The sequence below is a fragment of the Sphingomonas mali NBRC 15500 genome (genome assembly GCF_001598415.1).
In the GTDB taxonomy this organism is placed as follows: Bacteria; Pseudomonadota; Alphaproteobacteria; order Sphingomonadales; family Sphingomonadaceae; genus Sphingomonas; species Sphingomonas mali.
Genome location: NZ_BCYX01000018.1, coordinates 25,244 through 41,489, shown reverse-complemented (window position 1 = coordinate 41,489; position 16,246 = coordinate 25,244). Strand labels below are relative to the sequence as shown.

General features: G+C 65.2%; 13 protein-coding genes, 1 tRNA gene and 1 pseudogene. 13 read left to right on the top strand and 2 right to left on the bottom strand.

Features of this window, described 5'->3' with window-relative positions; genetic code table 11:
* Positions 1–11 precede the first annotated feature (11 nt).
* The 5 genes from SMA01S_RS14085 (at position 12) to SMA01S_RS14065 (ending at position 3,200) form a co-directional block, all read left to right on the top strand.
* A complete protein-coding gene (locus SMA01S_RS14085) occupies positions 12–1,286 on the top strand; it encodes a chymotrypsin family serine protease (RefSeq protein WP_157093946.1) in 1,275 nt (424 codons plus the stop codon).
* Positions 1,283–2,011: a 4-hydroxy-tetrahydrodipicolinate reductase gene (gene dapB / locus SMA01S_RS14080; protein ID WP_066823418.1), complete on the top strand. Its 729-nt coding sequence runs from the start codon at positions 1,283–1,285 to the stop codon at positions 2,009–2,011. Before SMA01S_RS14085 ends, dapB begins: the two co-directional genes overlap by 4 nt.
* Positions 2,012–2,018: 7 nt before the next feature.
* Entirely contained in the window at positions 2,019–2,672 is a 654-nt protein-coding gene (gene nth / locus SMA01S_RS14075) for an endonuclease III (protein WP_066823415.1), read from the top strand.
* Positions 2,673–2,690: 18 nt separating this feature from the next.
* Positions 2,691–3,056, top strand: a complete 366-nt coding sequence (locus tag SMA01S_RS14070; RefSeq protein WP_066823412.1) for a hypothetical protein — start codon at positions 2,691–2,693, stop codon at positions 3,054–3,056.
* Between the two features lie 67 nt (positions 3,057–3,123).
* Positions 3,124–3,200: transfer RNA gene (locus tag SMA01S_RS14065), tRNA-Arg, on the top strand.
* Between the two features lie 475 nt (positions 3,201–3,675).
* On the opposite strand, the gene SMA01S_RS14060 is transcribed toward SMA01S_RS14065, so the two are convergent.
* Positions 3,676–8,454 carry an autotransporter domain-containing protein gene (locus tag SMA01S_RS14060; RefSeq protein ID WP_066823410.1) on the bottom strand — a complete coding sequence of 1,593 codons (4,779 nt, stop codon included), beginning with the start codon at positions 8,452–8,454 and terminating at the stop codon, positions 3,676–3,678.
* Positions 8,455–8,731: 277 nt separating this feature from the next.
* Between SMA01S_RS14060 and SMA01S_RS25445 the strand changes: the two are divergent.
* The 5 genes and pseudogenes from SMA01S_RS25445 to SMA01S_RS14035 form a co-directional block, all read left to right on the top strand.
* Positions 8,732–9,229, top strand: a pseudogene (locus SMA01S_RS25445) (IS5 family transposase); the annotation flags it as partial.
* Positions 9,230–9,375: 146 nt separating this feature from the next.
* Complete coding sequence (locus SMA01S_RS14050) at positions 9,376–10,356, top strand: zinc-dependent alcohol dehydrogenase family protein (RefSeq protein ID WP_369405671.1); 981 nt, start codon at positions 9,376–9,378, stop codon at positions 10,354–10,356.
* Between the two features lie 201 nt (positions 10,357–10,557).
* Positions 10,558–10,899 carry a carboxymuconolactone decarboxylase family protein gene (locus tag SMA01S_RS14045; RefSeq protein ID WP_066823405.1) on the top strand — a complete coding sequence of 114 codons (342 nt, stop codon included), beginning with the start codon at positions 10,558–10,560 and terminating at the stop codon, positions 10,897–10,899.
* Positions 10,883–11,923 (top strand): L,D-transpeptidase family protein, encoded by a 1,041-nt coding sequence (locus SMA01S_RS14040; RefSeq protein WP_369405670.1) that lies wholly within the window; start codon positions 10,883–10,885, stop codon positions 11,921–11,923. The genes SMA01S_RS14045 and SMA01S_RS14040 overlap by 17 nt, the downstream gene beginning before the upstream one ends.
* Before the next feature lie 76 nt (positions 11,924–11,999).
* Entirely contained in the window at positions 12,000–12,596 is a 597-nt protein-coding gene (locus SMA01S_RS14035) for a murein L,D-transpeptidase catalytic domain-containing protein (protein WP_066823401.1), read from the top strand.
* Here SMA01S_RS14035 and SMA01S_RS14030 read toward each other — a convergent pair.
* Positions 12,593–13,567, bottom strand: coding sequence for an alpha/beta hydrolase (locus tag SMA01S_RS14030; protein WP_066823399.1), 975 nt, complete (start codon positions 13,565–13,567; stop codon positions 12,593–12,595). The two genes, SMA01S_RS14035 and SMA01S_RS14030, sit on opposite strands and share 4 nt — an antisense overlap.
* A gap of 196 nt (positions 13,568–13,763) precedes the next feature.
* Here SMA01S_RS14030 and SMA01S_RS14025 point away from each other — a divergent pair, with 196 nt between their 5' ends.
* From SMA01S_RS14025 to SMA01S_RS14015, 3 genes are read left to right on the top strand one after another with little or no spacing between them, the layout of a single operon-like run.
* A complete protein-coding gene (locus tag SMA01S_RS14025; RefSeq protein WP_245649282.1) occupies positions 13,764–14,138 on the top strand; it encodes a sortase family protein in 375 nt (124 codons plus the stop codon).
* A gap of 10 nt (positions 14,139–14,148) precedes the next feature.
* A complete protein-coding gene (locus tag SMA01S_RS14020; RefSeq protein WP_066823398.1) occupies positions 14,149–14,970 on the top strand; it encodes a universal stress protein in 822 nt (273 codons plus the stop codon).
* Positions 14,971–14,974: 4 nt separating this feature from the next.
* On the top strand, positions 14,975–16,228 hold the full coding sequence (locus tag SMA01S_RS14015) for an MgtC/SapB family protein (protein WP_066823395.1): 1,254 nt from the start codon (positions 14,975–14,977) through the stop codon (positions 16,226–16,228).
* Positions 16,229–16,246 lie beyond the last annotated feature (18 nt).

The following is a 16,246-nucleotide window of genomic DNA, read 5'->3' as shown; positions in this document are numbered from 1 at the left end:
GCGGCGGCTATATGCGTTTCCTGCTAACCTGCCTATTGCTCACCCTCGCATTCGTGCCGCGCGTGGCGGCGGCACAGACCGTCGAGACCCCTGCGGAAGCCCTGACCCGCGACGCCGCCGAATATGCCAAGCTGTTCGCCGTGCCGCAGGAGGAAGCCGAACGCCGCCTCACCGCGCTCGAGGCGAGCGTCCCCGTCACCGACGAAATCGAGGCCAGATATCGCGACCGCATCGCCGGCATCTCGATCCAGCATCGCCCCGATTTCCGCATCAATGTCTATCTGACCGGCGGCGACCCCGTCCCCGACGAGACGCTGCAACTCGGCGGGATGACCGTCCCCGTCGCCTTTCGCACCGGTGCGCGGGCATCGCGCGATCGGGTGATCTGGGCAGTGACCTGGCACCAGGCGCAGATCCGCGCGATGTTCACCCGCCCACCGGCGATGGGCCTCGACCCGCGCACCGGCGAACTGGTCGTGCTGATCACCAGCGGCGAGGCAAAGAGCGGCGTCGAACAATGGCGCGCAAAGGTCGAGGCGGTCGCCGGTGTCCCGGTGAGCATCCGCGTGGTCGACCATGTCGACGTCAATCTGTCCGCTCCCCCGCTCGGCGGCGCGCGGTTGGAAGGGACCAGCCCCGACGATGGCAAACGCTATCTCTGCACCAGCGGCTTCGCGGTCACGGACGGCACACGCTACGGCATTGCCACAGCGGCGCATTGCCTCGATCAGATGAGTTTCATCGCGCCCGATCATAGCGAAGTGCCACTCGATTTCGTCGGTCAATGGGGCTGGGGCTATCACGACGTCCAGATCGGCACTGTGCCGGGACCCCTGGCCGGGCTGTTCTACGCCGATACCGCCAGGACGATCGAGCGCCCGGTGACCGGATCGCGAACCCGCGACCAGACGCGGGCGGGCGATTTCGTCTGCCATCGCGGTGAGCGCACCGGCTATAGCTGCGCGGTCGTTGAGCTGACCGATTTCGCGCCGGCAGGCGATCTGTGCGGCGGCGCGTGCCTGCCGACCTGGGTCACCGTGTCGGGGCCGACGTGCAAGGGCGGCGACAGCGGATCGCCGGTCTTTTCCGGCACTATAGCGCTCGGCATCCTGAAAGGTGCGACCTATCGCCCCGACGGCAGCTGCGCCTTCTATTTCTATATGTCGGTCGATTATCTGCCCCAGCCCTGGTCGCTGGTATTGGGCGCCACGCCCACACTGCCCGGCGTTCAACCGCCCTTACCCCCTGTCGCGCCGCCGGAGATTGGTGCAAGGGGACAGCCATGACCGCGATAGGAATTCTGGGAAGCGAGGGCCGGATGGGCCGCGCGATTGCCGCGATCGCCGCCGATTTCGGCGCGACCGTGGCGGGGGGCGTCGACGCCGGCGGCGATCCGCTGACGCTGGCCAAGGGTGCCGATGTGCTGGTCGATTTCACCGCACCATCGGCGCTCGAAGCGAACCTGGCCGCGGCGTGCGAGGCGGGGACGCCGATCGTCGTCGGGACCACTGGTCTTGGTCAGGCGCATCACGACCTGATCGACAATGCCGCGGCGCGGATCGCGGTGCTGCAGACCAGCACGACCTCGCTCGGCATCACTTTGCTTGCACGGTTGGTTGCCGACGCCGCCGCGCGGCTCGGCCCCGATTGGGATATCGAGATCGTCGAGGCGCATCACCGCCACAAGATCGACGCGCCCTCGGGTACCGCGCTGCTGCTCGGGGATGCCGCCGCCGAAGGACGCGGTGCCACGCTGACCGACCTCAAGGTCGTCGATCGCGCCGGGCTGACCGGCGCGCGCAGCGAGGGGACGATCGGCTTTGCCTCGATCCGCGGCGGATCGATCGCGGGCGACCATCAGGTGATCTTCGCCGGACCCGGCGAGCGGCTCGAACTGATCCATCGCGCCGAAAGCCGCGAGATGTTCGCGCGCGGCGCGGTTCGCGCGGCCCTGTGGCTCGCCGGCCAGCCTGCCGGCCGCTACGCGATGACCGAGGTATTGGGGCTGTGAGGCTAGCATGAACAAGGCCGATGTGGTCGAGTTCTTCAGCCGCCTCGCCGCCGACAATCCGCATCCCGAGACCGAACTCGAATCGGGCAATCCCTATCAATTGCTCGTCGCGGTCGTGCTGTCGGCACAGGCGACCGATGTCGGGGTCAACAAGGCGACGCGTAAGCTGTTCCAGGAGGTCCACACGCCCGCACAGATGGTCGCGCTCGGCGAGGAGAAGCTCAAGGAGCACATCAAGACGATCGGGCTGTTCAACACCAAGGCGAAGAACGTCATCGCCTTGTCCGAGCAGTTGATCGCCGAGCATGACGGCCAGGTCCCCGACGATCGCGACGAGCTCGAGAAACTACCGGGGGTCGGGCGCAAGACCGCCAATGTCGTGATGAACGTGGCGTTCGGCGCGGAGACCTTCGCGGTCGACACCCACATTTTCCGCGTCGGCAACCGCACCGGGCTGGCGCGCGGCAAGACGCCGCTGGCGGTCGAGCTCAAGCTGGAGAAAGCCGTGCCGCAGCCGTTCCGGCTGCACGCTCATCACTGGTTAATCCTGCACGGCCGATATGTCTGCAAGGCGCGCACGCCCGAATGCTGGCGATGCGTCGTTGCCGATCTTTGTGCGTTCAAGCCCAAGACGCCGGCGCCCAAGACGCGCGCCGCCTGATACGGAGTTAGAAAAGCCATGCGCCCGCTCTTGTTCGCCCTCGCCGCCGCCGCGATCGCCGCTCCCGTCAGCGCGAAGGACAAGGAAGTCCCGCCCGCGACCCCGTCGGGTCCGGCGGTCGATTGCGTCAACCTCAGCCAGGTCCGCGAGACGCATGTGCGCAGCGACAGCGTGATCGATTTCGAGATGAACAACCGCAAGATCCTGCGCAACACCTTGCCCAATGCCTGCCCCGGCCTCGGCTTCGAGGAACGCTTCGCTTATTCGGTGTCGACCAACCAATTGTGCTCGGTCGACACCATCACCGTGCTGCAATCGGGCGGCGCCGGTCCGGGCCCGCGCTGTGGCCTGGGCAAGTTCCAGCCGGTCACGATTACGAAATAGGCGCGAAACCGGCGCGAAATAGAATCGCTGGCGCGGCCGGCGATGCTTTGCTAGGCGCACCCGGCTCGCACCCGTAGCTCAGCTGGATAGAGCGCTGCCCTCCGAAGGCAGAGGCCACAGGTTCGAATCCTGTCGGGTGCGCCATAATTTTTAATGCTCGGCCGCCGACAGCGGCACCTTTTGTCCAATAAATTCCGATAAATTGGCCCGGACCGCGGCGGATGAGGTCGGATTCGGGCCGCCGCGTCACCAGCTATTTCTTTACTTGAAATGGCGCTGATTGGCGCTCAGCTGTTACGATTCTCGGTCGGAACCGGAGCGTCGGCTTTGCGCCTCAACAACAGCCGTTCAGCACGGTCGTCGTCGATCCGAAACCGGCCGTAGCTAGGCCGAGGCGATCGACCGCAATTGGGCGGCCCCCCGACCGGCCGGTCTTGGCAGCCTCATCCAACGAACCGAACGTCCATGCCCGCGATGCCCTTTCTATCCGGCCAAACAGAAGCGGACATGACGATCTTTTTTTGCCCAACGAACCAGTTTGGGCCGATCGAAAACACGGCGCCGATCAGTACAAGATTCCCGACCGTCCTTTAGCAAGCGCGAGCGACTATAGCCGTTGTCAGAACTGCCAAGAAACACCGGCTTTGATGCCATTATCCTGGGCATGAGCGCCGATCTGGCCGGTATAGGCGACATTGAGCCGGATCGCGGGCGCGAGATCGAAGTCGATCCCGGCGTCGAGCGTGGCACTGTCCTTGGCGATCGGCAGGCCAGCGATCAGGAATGAGTTGCCGCCTGCGAACGCTAATGAAGCGGTTGGCGCAGTATCGCCGCTGGCGTGGCGCCACCCGGCGGTGGCATGCACATTGGCGGCGATGCTGCCGAGCGAGAACCCGACGGCACCACGCAGGCCAAGCGTGGTGAGCGTGATCGCTTGCGAGCGCTTCCTGGCCGTGACCGCGGCAGTTCCGCCTTGTTCGGTAAAGGGATCGGTCGCGACGTCGATCCACGCAGCCTGCGCGAACGGCTCGATATGCGTACGAGTGGTGCCGATCGTGTACCCGACGTCGCCAAACGCCTGCGCGGTCGACCCGTTGTAGCGTGCGGTCAGGCGATCGCTGAACCCGGAGAAAGCGACCCCGCGCGTGGTACGCAGGCTATTCCAGGCATAATTGCCGCCGAACCGCAGTTGCACGTGACCCATGCTCGCACCGCCATAGGCACCCAGGCTATAGCTGGTGATCTTGGCCGATGACGCACGCGCCGGGATGCTCAACGAGCCGTGGGTGTAGCTCCCGAGCAATCCGAATCGGAGGCCATCGACCGGCGCGATGTCGACGCCGATCACCAGCCCGCCGTTCGAGCGCGTCATCCGCGCGGCATTGCCGTTACTGTCGTTCGAGGCCCACGAGCCGACGCCCTGGCCCCAGATGCCGGTGCCCGTACCTCGATCCTGTTCGCTCACCATGTGCCCGATCGTCAGGTCGCGCACCAACCGGCTGTCTTCGAGTATCGCGGTTTTGGCGGACGCATGGATCTCGCCGGAGAGCTGGTTGAGCGCAGCATCGGCCGTTGCATCATCGGGCATTAGCGCTATCGCGCCCACGACCGAGTTTGAAAGGGGTAGGTTGTCGAGGCTGCCGCCGATCGCCACCTGGTTCGGCGTTACCCCCGCCGATGCAAATGTCTTGGTTTTCGCTACGTCGAGATACACGCCCTGCGGACCATAGGAGAGCGCCAGCCCCAGGAAGCGCGAAAGCTGTGTGTCGCCGGTCAGCGTATAGGTGCCGGTCACCCCGCCTGCCGCATCGAGCACGGTGTAGTGCGTACCCAGCACATAAGGTGCGGCATCGATCTTCTCGATGTTCATGATCGCGCCCGAAGCGATGGTCGCGCTTCCTGTCACGTCGATCCGGTCGGCCATGCCCGTCGAGCTCAGCTGGACCTGATACGTCGAGCCCGACGCTTGGGCATAGTTCCCAGCTACATGCAGATCGCCGATCGAATTGCCCGGAGCCACGATAGATCCGCTCTGCGCCACCACGCCGCCGACCACGCCGTTGCCGCCCAAAGTGGCGCCGCTCGCAACCGTGACAATCGAGTTCGCCAGCGATCCGTTCACCGCCAACCGGCCGGATGCAACGATTGTAGCGCCAGTGAAACGGCCGTTGTCCCCGGTCAGGTTGAGCGAACCCGCGCCTCGCTTGGTGACGTTACCCGTGCCACTAAGCAGATTGGCGAACGCCGCATCGTCCGGCTGGTCGATTACCAAAGCGCCATCGACTTCGATAGCGTCAGTCAACGAGTTGGCAGACCCGGAAAGAGTAGCGCCTCGTTCGATGGTGGTGCCGTTGATGAAGCTGGACGCGCCGGTCAAAGTCCAGCTGCCCGATGCGACGTCGAGATGCTCGAAATTCACCGCGCCGGCAAAGCTGCCATTGCCCTCACCGGCCAACGTCACCTGATCATCGCCGTCTCCTCCGTCCACGATGCCGGTGATGGTCGATCCGGGCAGCAGAGTGAGTTGATCGTTGCCCGCGCCGAAGGTCAATCGACCATCGATCGTGCCGCCATTCTCGACGACATTTCCACCGGAGCCGAGCAGGATGTCGCCCCGGATCGTGCCGGTGTTGCGGATGCTGTTGGTCGCATAGCTTACAGCCTGGATGGCGATGGAGCCGGGCGCCGCCGAGATCGTACCAGCATTATCGAGAGACAGGGCGCCGTTGGACAAAATCCCGGCAGACTGCGATCCGGTTGTCGCGATCAAGCCCCCTGCGCGGTTGACGATGCGCATCGGCCGATAGAAGTAAGGCGAGCTGGCAACGGCGTTGCCATCGACACTGATCGTGCCGCTATTGTCCAGCGCCGCGACATCGATCACGCCCTGCGCGGCGGTACCACCCACGACTTGGGTGATCGTGCCGGTATTGATGAGTGAGGCGCTCGCGTTGACGCCGATCCCGCCGTCGAGCCGGATTGCACCGTTGTTGGTGACGGCGGCACCGCCGAACACGGCTGCCGTCGGCGAATAAAGCTGCGCATCGACGATATTGATCGTGCCGTTGTTCGTGAAACTGTCGTTGCCGCCGAGATAGACCGCGCCGATCGGGTAGCTATTGTCGGAGCGCGTCAGCGTGATCGTTCCCGTGCTGGTGATATCGAGCTGGGTCGCCTCGGCGGTTTGGCCCCGCGCCACGATCGACGACGTCGAGAAGATCGCCGGGGTGGATGTCGTGCTGATCGATGCATTTAGGTGCACCGTCCCTGCGCCGGCCAGCGCAAGCTGCTGGGTGATTTCGCCCGATGCGATCAGATCGAGCGTTGCGTTACCGCTGAGCTGATAGCTGGCAATCCCGAAGGGGCCCACCGGGCCGACCGTCGCCGACGCATCGCTCGATACCTGGTAGCGCAGCATCGCGCCGGCGTCCGCGCGTACCGTGCCGGTGATTCCATCGAAGGTGCCCGGTCCGGTATTGACGATATTGGTGACCAGCAGGTCACCCGCGCCGAGCGACAGATTGCCGTTGAGTACCCCGCCCGGTAGCGAGAAGTAGCGCTCACCTGCCCCGCTGTAGACGTTCCTCAGCACCACATCACCGTTGATCGTGCCGGCATTGACCACAGTGGAATTGAAGATCGAAGCGGTCACCGCGGTGCCGCCGTTGCCGACGGTCCCGCCGGCGAGGTTGATCAGCGAACCATAGGCATCGACCACCACCGCCGTGCCATCGGAATTGGTGGCGAGGATCGTCCCGCTATTGGTCAGATCGATGCTGGTATAGACGCCGACCGTTGCCCCTTCGATCAGCCCGCTATTGGAGGCCGGATAGCCGACATTGCCCGATAGGGCGAGCCCGATGCCCCCGGTTGACCGGATCGTGCCGCTGTTGGTGACGATATTGTCGAAAGCGGTAAGCGCGGTACCGGTCGCCGTAATCGTTCCGCTGTTCGTCGTGGTGCCGTTGGCGGAAGTGCTGACGCCCGTGCCGACGACGTCGATGCTGCCGGTGTTGACGAAAGTCGTGACGCCGTCGAGCGCCAGGGCGGGCGTTCCGATCGTGCCGCCGGTGGTGGTAATCGAGCCGGCATTGGTGAACGAAGCAGGCGAATTGTAGATCTGCGATGTGAAGGCCTGGCCGGAGAAGGTCAGAGCGGCCGTATTGACCACAGAACCACCTTCGAACTGGGCTGACCCCACCAGCGCGATCGTCCCGGGCGCTGCAAAACCGTCGGCCAGGGTTACCGTCGTTCCGGTAGCCGGGGCGAGCTGGATTTGCTGGAACCCGCTCGGCATCGTCACGGCGGTGTTGATCGTCGTGTCCTGCTGGGTCACGATCTTCACACTGTCGTTACCGCCGCCGCCATTGATCGTGCCGGTGATGCCGGTCACCAGCGCCGGCGTGCCGGCATAACGCGCGACCAGAACATCGTTGCCCGCGCCAAGCGTCACGTTGCCGTTGACCGTCCCGGCGGTCGAATCGATCGTCGCGCCGCTTGCGCCCGCGGACGAGGACATATTGATATCGCCATTGATCGTCCCGGCGTTGACGAGCGCCAGGGTACCGGTCGCCGCGATGGCGGTCCCGCCCGATGCCGCGATCAGGCCACCGACTTGGTTGGTCAACATCTGGAGACCGGCGCCTCTCACGGCAACGCCGCCGCCGGTGTTCGATATCGTGCCGCTGTTGGTAAGCGTGCCGGCGACGTTGTTCAGCGTCGCACTGGTCGCCGCAGATGTGATCGTTCCGGTGTTGGTCCAGGCGCCCCAGCCTATGAACGGGTTATACGATGTCACCGCATCGATCGCGCTGTTGATGCCGCCATCGATGACGCCTGCATTGTTGAGCACGCCCACAGGACCGGAAATCGCGCCGATTGTCCCGCCGCTGCGGTTAGTGATCGACGCGAACCCGCCCAGGGCAGGATTGGTCGCCTGGAGCGCGATGCCGCTGGTGCCGGACAGCGTGCCGGCATTGTCGATCGTCGCGATCGCCGACCCGGTCGTATTGCCGCTGCTCTGGCCAAGAAGGAGCGCGGTGGTACCGCTGACTTCTCCGCCCGCGGCGACATTCAGGGTCAACGAGGCGGTGGGGCCATAATAATAGCCACCGTTCGTTGTGCCGTTGTTCAGCCTGATGCCTGGCGTCCCGATTCCCCGAACGAGCCCAGCAACGGAAACCGTCTCGTAATTGGGCCCGTAATTAACGACGGGGACATCGATCGTCACGGCTGCCGCCGACGTGGCGGAAACGGTCGCGCCCGCGGCAACAGCGACAGTCGAACCGGGCGTCGCCACAACGACGCCAGCAGTGTCGCTGCCGGTACATTGCGTGGTGCCGCCCGGAACCGTCGGATTTGGCGCGCACTGCGCCGCGGCGGACGTGGCAGCCGACATAGCGAGAGCGAGGGCGCTTGTTCCAAGCGTGAACGACCGCAGACGCGGACGCGCCGCGTTTTTACCAGCTTGCATATGCCCCCAAATCCCTCTTTGAAATCCGAATCCTAACCATCACTTCATGCGCCGAAACTCCGCGAGTTGTCGACAGGAATATAGATCCAAATGCTTGAATTAGGCCCAGATTGACTGCTTCATTTCAATCTGGCGGCGGCCTCATGGAGATACGCGCATTGCTCCAAGAGCCGCGGCAAGCCGCGGTGGACGATCGGCGGGTGCTGAGCGAAGGATCGTGATGATCGATGCGACCTATATGAAGGCGCACCGCACGGCGTCGAGCCTGCGGGTAAAAAGGGGAATCTCGGACGGCTGATCGGGCGCACCAAGGGTGGCATGAACACAAAGCTCCATGCCGTTACCGATGCGAATGGCCGCCCCTTGAGCTTCTTCATGCCAGATCAGCGATTATATCGGTACAGCGGCATTGTTGGACGAATTGTCCAAAGCGCAATGGCTGCTCGCCGACCGGGGGCTATGACGCCGACTCGTTCAGAGATGCCCTGCAAGCCAAGGGCATCGAACCCTGCATTCCAGGTCGAAATCGCGCAACGAGCCGATCAAATACGACAAGCGCCGGTACAAACGGCGAAACCGCATCGAGATCATGTTCGGCCGCCTCAAAGACTGGCGCCGGGTCGCCACGCGCTACGACCGATGCCCGACGGCCTTCTTCTCCGCGATCGCACTCGCGACCACCGTCATCTTCTGGCTCTGATCAATGAGTCCTGACCCTGGATCATAAGGGAAGATACGAACACCGTCCTTCCGGTTAATAAGGTACTTCGCGGTCTCAGCTCCTCAGGCATCCATCGCTGCCGATCGGATGCCCTGATCCAATGTCGGGACGCAGAGATGGCATGCATGACGTCCATGGTGATCGACGCACCGAGTCGACCGCTCCGGCTGACCACAGGTCCGATTCCCGAACCGACCGGCACGGACGTTCTGATCGAGGTCGCGGCCTGCGGTGTGTGCCGCACCGACTTGCACGTGGCCGATGGTGAAATCGCCGCGCGTTATCCAGTCGTTCCTGGGCACGAAATCGTCGGCCGCGTGATCGCCCTTGGCCCGGATGCTGCCGATATCGCCGTCGGCGACCGCGTTGGCGTGCCCTGGCTGGGACGAACCTGCGGCACGTGTCCATATTGCCGCTCCGGCCGTGAGAATCTTTGCGACCATCCGACCTTCACGGGCGCCACGCGGGATGGAGGCTATTCCAGCCACGTCATCGCCGACGCCCGGTTCTGCCTGCCGATACCCGAAGGCTATGACGATGCGGAGGCCGCACCGCTGCTCTGCGCCGGTTTGATCGGTTATCGGTCTTTGGTCATGGCGGGCGACGGCAAAGCGATCGGCCTGTACGGCTTCGGCGCCGCGGCGCATATCATCGCGCAGGTCGCCGTCTGGCAGGGACGCTCAGTCTACGCCTTCACTCGGCCAGGCGACCGCCAGGCTCAGAACTTCGCGTTGAAGCTCGGGTGCCGCTGGGCGGGCGGTTCGGACCAGCCCGCGCCGGAACCGCTCGATGCGGCGATCATCTTCGCGGCGGTCGGTGCTCTTGTCCCGCTCGCCCTCAAGGCAGTCAAGAAAGGTAGCCGCGTCGTCTGCGCGGGGATCCACATGAGCGATATTCCAAGCTTTCCCTATGCGGACCTGTGGGGCGAGCGGTCGATCCTGTCCGTCGCCAATCTGACGCGGGAGGATGGGCGTGCCTTTCTGGACATCGCCCCCAAGGTCCCCGTTCGAACCACCGTCACGCGCTTCAAACTGGACGAGGCGAACGAGGCGCTCGCAGCCCTTCGCGAAGGCCGTCTGGAGGGCGCGGCCGTTCTGATTCCCTGAAACCGGCGCGGCCTATCGGGCCGCTTACGTACCATTCCCAATGGTGCCCATCGGGGCTCGCATCGTAGCCCAATCCCGCTCAACGCGGGAGGACAAGATGGTGCAACCGCCAGAGCAGCCGCGACGCGACGGGGCCGATCGTGTCGACTTTCCCCGGTCAGCCGGCGGCGACGTCCTGACGACCTTCATCGGAGAACGAACGTGATCGAGGATTGGCGAGAATTGATCGAAGGCATGAACGGCGGCGTGCGCACGCTCCGCCATGGCGCGCCCGACATCATGAAGAGCTTTTCCGACATGGCCAGGGCGGCGCATGGCGGCGATGCTCTGGATGGCAAGACCAAGGAACTGATCGCCCTGGCGATCTCGGTCGCGACGCGTTGTTCGCCTTGCATTGCCTATCATGCCGAGGGCGCGGCCAAGAAAGGCGCAAACCGCGAAGAGATCCTCGAGACGATGGCGACCGCCATCTACATGGGCGCCGGGCCCTCGGTCATGTACGCCGCGCACGCCCTCGAGGCGTTCGATGAGCTGGCGGCCTGAACCGATGCGGGCGATGCAGCAATCAAGCCCGAGCCGCCGAAGGCGCGGAGGGATAAGTGCTGCAGCCGCATTCGCTTTTCTGATGGCGCTGGCCCCGATGTCTTCCAGCCAGGCGCAGGCCCAGTCGCTTGAGCGCGGCGCCGTCATGGATGCCGTCCACGCGCTGAAGGCGGGCGAGTATCTGTGGGCGCCGCAACTCGCCCCCGCCGGACCGATGCTGATCATCATCAACCGTGCGACGCAGCGGCTCGTCGTCTATCGCAACGGCGTGCCGATCGCGATATCGACCGTATCGACCGGCCGTGCCGGGCGCCGCACGCCAACCGGCGTGTTCTCGATCCTCGAAAAGCAGGTCACCCACTTTTCGAGCCTCTATGACAGTGCACCGATGCCTTTCATGGAGCGCCTGACCTGGGACGGCGTCGCCCTCCATGGCGGCACCCTGCCCGGTTATCCTGCCTCGCACGGTTGCATCCGACTGCCCCATGCTTTTGCCAAATTGCTCTACGGCGAGACACGGCTGGGGACCGTGGTGGTTATCACCGACAGTCCCGAGCTGCCGCGCTTTGTCCCCGCCCCTATGTTGGGGGCGCAGGTTCTCGAGCCACCACCTGCCGGCGATGGCGTGACCTGGTTTCCCGAGCTTTCACCTGATGGCCCGATCACCGTCGTCATCAGCGCGACTGACCACAAGGTCATCGTCCTGCGCAACGGCAAGGAGATCGGATCCGCGCCCGTCACCCTTGCCCAGCCGGTCGAGCGGCCCGCCGCCTATATGCTGCAAGCGCGCGATGCCTCGGGCGACCATTGGATGCGGCTGCCCTTGCCGGGCCAGGATCCGGCGAAGCCGCTTACCTCCGAGACGAGCCAGGACGTGACCTTGCCGGCCGGGATGAAAGAGACGATCTCAGGCACTCTGGAGCCTGGCGCTACCGTGCTCATCCTTCCGGATTCGCTCGCCGCCACATCGCCGGCGCGCGGAGCGTTGCTCGAAAGCGCACCGGGCAAGGCGTTGCCGAAGTAGGACAGGCAGAGCCCTCGACACTGGAAATCGGCCATAACGGACCTAAATTACTCATACTCGAGTAGGATGGGTGGGTATGGATCGTCGAACATTTCTGGCATCGGCTGCCGGCGCGGCCGTTGGCCTCGCCGTGCCGCAGGCGCACGCCGCTGATTCCGGCAAGGGGTGGCTCGGCATCGCCACCGCCGAACTGCGCCGTAGGGCGGGCAGTATCGCTCAGACCGATCTGGTCGCGATCGCGGATTTCGCCGCGCCATCGTCGGCGAAGCGTTTTCATCTGGTCAACGTCGCGTCCGGCACGGTCGAGAGCTTCCTGGTGGCGCACGGTCGGGGATCGGACCCTTCGCACAGCGGCTGGCTACGGCGCTTCTCGAACGATCCCGGATCCTATTGCACGTCCAACGGTGCCTATCGGACGCTCGGTTATTATAACGGCAAGCATGGCCGGTCGATACGGCTAGCCGGGTTGGACGAGACCAACAATAATGCCGAGGCGCGCGCGATCGTCGTCCATTCGGCCCGTTACGTCAGCGACGAGATCGCGCGCGGAGCGGGCGTACTGGGGCGTAGCGAGGGGTGTTTCGCCGTCGCGGAAAGCGATCTCACGGCCGTGCTATCACGGATGGGACCGGGCCGTCTCCTGATCGCAGGCCGGTTCGGCGGCCTCTATTAGTCTTCGCCTGGACGCGGCGGGCAGCCGCTAGGGCCAAGCAGCAACGAGAGCGCCGCGCGAAGCTTTTCGTCGTCGGAGACGCGACGAAAATCCGGATGTGGCGCGCCTTCGCGCACCAGGTCCCTGCCGCGCCGGTAGCCGCGACGGTATAGCACCGGATCCGCCGCTCCCTGGAAGGGGAAGGCGAACAGATCGCTGCCGCAATCGCCATAGTCGAGATAGAAGCGGTGCCGCCCCGCTTTGGGGATGATCCGATCGAACGCGTGTTCGAACGCCTGTTCGACTCCAGTCACTTCCTCACTGGACAGAATTATCTCCCCGTAAGGGACGAGCGGGCTCGCCCCGGCGAGCCAGGCAGCGTTTCCGAACAGATCGGGCCGGCGACCGACCGCATAAAGTGCCGCCATTCCGCCCATCCCACTGCCAAGGATCGACGTGTCGGCCGGTCCGGGGCGGGTACGCAGCAGCCGGTCGATCGCCGGTTTCAGCTCCTCGGCGAGGTAGCGGAGATAGGCGTCCGACAAAGCCGGGCCGCCGCAGGCTGATTCCACCCGCGACTGGAGCGATTGCGGCAAACCCGGGATGAATTCCGCGGGACTGAACTCGCGAAGGCGGTCGCCGCTGCTCCAGATGCCCACGATGATCGCCGGCTCCGCGGCCTGGCGGCTGACAAGGTCAGCAAGCGTGCGGCCGATCCCGGGGTGGAACGTGCCGCCGTCGGGATCAGCCATGAGTTGGCCGTCATGAAGATAGACGACCGGGAATCCCCAGCTCACCCGGTCATATTCGGCCGGCAGCCAGACCGTGACACGGCGCGGGGCGACGTGCGCCGACGGGATGGGCGGCAGCTCGACGAACCGGCCCGATCCTGGCGCAGCCCGGGCGACCGGGATCGCCGCGCCGATGGCGAAGGCAGCACCGGCGGCGATAAGCGAGCGACGCGAAAGCGTGAGGGACGGACAATTCGGCATGTCCGCAATCGTGTCAGGCGGTCGCCCGGCCGGGCATTCGTATTGTTACGGACGAAACGCCGGGCTCCACCCGTGGCCGCCTTCGGCACTACCTTTCACCATCCGGGCGAATCGGCGCAGCCGGCGGCTGACCTGGCGGCTTGATCCGGGAATCTACGCATCGTGCCGGTGCGCCTCGCCGGGCAGGATAGTGGACATGACCTGGTACACCATTCGTCTCGACCTCGCGCGCAGCCACGACTTTCCCGAGGGCTCGGCGTCGCATTGCTATCTTCTCCGCGCGCCGCTCGACGAGCACGGGACCATCGACGCCGCGGCTGTCCACGCTCATCCCGAATGGGCGACCGTGCTGCGATCCTGGCCGGACGAGGCGGAACGGCATGGCTATCTGATCCACGACACCGGCGCGTGGCGCTTCTCCTACGCGCCGGGCGAGGTCGATGACGAACCGCTCTTCCATCTCGAAACGCACTCGCTCGCTCCCGGCGGATATGTGACGGTCCACGAGCAGGATGGCCAGGAGCTCTGCTTCAAGGTGACGCGTCGCGACGAGATTTCCCTTCCAGCTTGAGGATGATGCGATGACCGGAACGATGCTCGCGGTACTGGACGACGTCGAAAGCGGCGCCGCCACCATCCGTACGATCGCGGCGCGGGCGGAACGCATAGGCGCGCGCCTGCTCGTCTATCTGCTGACTCCTGGCCCGCTTGCCGCGCCGGAGCTTGCACCGTTCGGCGTGCTCTATCTGCCCGATCAGATGCTGCAGGCCGATTCCGAGGAACAAGTCGCGAAATTGCGCTCCGCTCTTACCGGCTTGCCGGTGGATATCGACATTCGTGGCCTGTTCGACGACGTCGCCTGGCTCGCCGGCGATATGCGGAGGGCGCGACCGATCGCCGATCTCGCGATGGTTGGCTCGCACGAGACCTGGGCGATCCCCTATCTGTATCGGCGCGTCACCGAGATGCTGGCGCTGGCGTCGGGTGGGCCGCTCGCCATCCTGCCGCCGGGCCGATCACTGACCACGGTCAAACACGCCGTCCTGGCGTGGAAAGCTTCCACCGAAGCCGTCCGCGCGCTCCACGACCTGGTCAGCCTGCTCGAGCCCGGCGCACGCGTCGATATCCTGAGCTGCGGCGACCGGCCGACGCACGACGACGACGCACGGGGGCATGGAGCGGTCGCCGCCTATCTCGAACATCTGGGCTTCGAGGTTGGATCGGTCTGGCTCGAGCAGCGATACGACGTTGCCGAGCAGCTTCAGACCCATGCGCTCGAAATCGGCGCCGACCTGTTGGCGGCGGGGGCGTTCGCGCACAGCCGCTTGCGCGAGCTGGTGTTCGGCGGCGTCACCGCCGGGCTGATCGGCGAAACGAGGATTCCGGTCCTGTTGTCGCGATAGAGCGATGGCAGACGCCAGCCAATCTCTGCTGTCGCTCGGCTATGCCGGAGCGATCGGCCTGCTGATCGGCCTCGAGCGAGGCTGGACCGAACGCAGCGCGGACGATGGTCACCGCGTGGCGGGTATTCGGACCTTCGGCATCCTCGGGCTGGTCGGCGGCGCCGCTGCGCTAATCACCGGCCCGATCGGCGTCGCGATCGTCCTGTTGAGCGGCATCGTCCTCATCGTCGGCTATTCGCGCCAGACCTTGGCGAGCGACGGACAGAGCGCGACCGGCGCGATCGCCGGACTCCTCGTCCTGGTCCTGGGCGCGCTGGCGGCTTCGGGCGAGCCGGTAACCGCGCTGGCGGGTGCGGCGGTCGCCATGTTCCTCCTGTCGTCGCGGCAGCGGCTTCACAAGCTGGTCAGCGACCTGTCCGCCGACGAGATGCGCGCGGCAGCCGAGTTCGCCATCGTCGCGCTCGTCCTGTTTCCTCTCGCACCCGATCGCGGGATGGGGCCGTTCGACGCGATCAACCCCCACCGCGTGCTGTTCGTCGTGGTCTTGGTGAGCGGCATCTCGTTCGCGGCCTATCTTGCCGGCCACCATATATCGAGCAGCAAGGGTCCGATGCTCACGGCGGCCGCCGGCGCCCTGGTTTCGTCAACCGCCGTCACCGCCGCGCTTGCCCGGCGGATGCGCGACAGCGACGATGATGAAGGCGGCATGCTGACGTCCGCCTTGCTCGTCGCCTCCATCGTCGGGGGCCTGCGCGTCCTTGTGCTGATCGCCTTTCTCGCTCCGATCGCGTTCGCCAACGCCGCCGCCGCGATCCTGCCAGGCCTGGCCGTCCTTGCCACGATAACGGTGTGGGCATGGGATGGTAAGGCGCTCTCCACGAAGGAGTGGAAGCCCGTCGGCAACCCGCTCGAACTGCGCGCCGCCATCGCCTTTGCGACGATCGCCATGGTGGCGTCGCTGGGTGCGCGGCTGGCCACTTCCGCTTTGGGATCTTCCGGCCCGCTGGTCGTGTTCACCGCAACCGGCCTGGCGGATGTCGACGCGGCTGTTCTCGCCTTCTCCTCGTTGCCTGCAGCGGATCAGATGATGCTCGCAGGTCCCGCGCTGGCGGTGCCGGTGGCGGCAAACATGCTGCTGAAGGCGGGCATCACCGCGATAGCATCGCGCAACAGGATGGGTGCGAAGGCCGCCCTGCCACTTGCCGGTTGTGCGGTATTGATCATCTTCGCGGCGGCGGTGATCTGGTTCCGCGCCTGACGCGGCCGGATGCCCGAG

What these genes read in the sequence shown, in the direction of transcription:
- SMA01S_RS14085 (WP_157093946.1), top strand. Translation starts at nt 12, where the DNA reads ATGCGTTTCCTGCTAACCTGCCTATTGCTCACCCTCGCATTCGTGCCG.
- dapB (WP_066823418.1), top strand. Translation starts at nt 1,283, where the DNA reads ATGACCGCGATAGGAATTCTGGGAAGCGAGGGCCGGATGGGCCGCGCG.
- nth (WP_066823415.1), top strand. Translation starts at nt 2,019, where the DNA reads ATGAACAAGGCCGATGTGGTCGAGTTCTTCAGCCGCCTCGCCGCCGAC.
- SMA01S_RS14070 (WP_066823412.1), top strand. Translation starts at nt 2,691, where the DNA reads ATGCGCCCGCTCTTGTTCGCCCTCGCCGCCGCCGCGATCGCCGCTCCC.
- SMA01S_RS14060 (WP_066823410.1), bottom strand. Translation starts at nt 8,454, where the DNA reads ATGTCGGCTGCCACGTCCGCCGCGGCGCAGTGCGCGCCAAATCCGACG.
- SMA01S_RS14050 (WP_369405671.1), top strand. Translation starts at nt 9,376, where the DNA reads ATGACGTCCATGGTGATCGACGCACCGAGTCGACCGCTCCGGCTGACC.
- SMA01S_RS14040 (WP_369405670.1), top strand. Translation starts at nt 10,883, where the DNA reads ATGAGCTGGCGGCCTGAACCGATGCGGGCGATGCAGCAATCAAGCCCG.
- SMA01S_RS14035 (WP_066823401.1), top strand. Translation starts at nt 12,000, where the DNA reads ATGGATCGTCGAACATTTCTGGCATCGGCTGCCGGCGCGGCCGTTGGC.
- SMA01S_RS14030 (WP_066823399.1), bottom strand. Translation starts at nt 13,567, where the DNA reads ATGCCGAATTGTCCGTCCCTCACGCTTTCGCGTCGCTCGCTTATCGCC.
- SMA01S_RS14025 (WP_245649282.1), top strand. Translation starts at nt 13,764, where the DNA reads ATGACCTGGTACACCATTCGTCTCGACCTCGCGCGCAGCCACGACTTT.
- SMA01S_RS14020 (WP_066823398.1), top strand. Translation starts at nt 14,149, where the DNA reads ATGACCGGAACGATGCTCGCGGTACTGGACGACGTCGAAAGCGGCGCC.
- SMA01S_RS14015 (WP_066823395.1), top strand. Translation starts at nt 14,975, where the DNA reads ATGGCAGACGCCAGCCAATCTCTGCTGTCGCTCGGCTATGCCGGAGCG.